This is a genomic window from Clostridium sp. SGI.024, assembly GCF_050315195.1.
Taxonomy (GTDB): domain Bacteria; phylum Bacillota; class Clostridia; order Clostridiales; family Clostridiaceae; genus Clostridium.
Genome location: NZ_JBNPON010000170.1, coordinates 1 through 356, shown reverse-complemented (window position 1 = coordinate 356; position 356 = coordinate 1). Strand labels below are relative to the sequence as shown.

At 44.9% G+C, this 356-nt stretch carries 1 rRNA gene; it reads left to right on the top strand.

Annotation, left to right across the window (positions count from 1 at the left end):
- Positions 1-3: 3 nt before the first annotated feature.
- Positions 4-356, top strand: a 23S ribosomal RNA gene (locus ACQRD5_RS17265); the annotation flags it as partial.

Here is a 356-nt window from a genome sequence, read left to right as displayed (position 1 = left end):
AAAGGTCAAGCTACAAAGGGCGCATGGTGAATGCCTTGGCATCAGGAGCCGATGAAGGACGTGATAAGCTGCGATAAGCTTCGGGTAGGCGCACATAGCCAGTGATCCGAAGATTTCCGAATGAGGGAACTCACATGGGAAACCCCATGTATCCTGTAATGAATAAATAGTTGCAGGAAGGTAAACCTAGGGAACTGAAACATCTAAGTACCTAGAGGAAGAGAAAGAAAAATCGATTTTCTTAGTAGCGGCGAGCGAAAGGGAAAGAGCCCAAACCAGAGATTTATCTCTGGGGTTGCGGACAGAACATTAACGAGAAATTATAATTAATTGAAGACAACTGGAAAGTTGCGCCA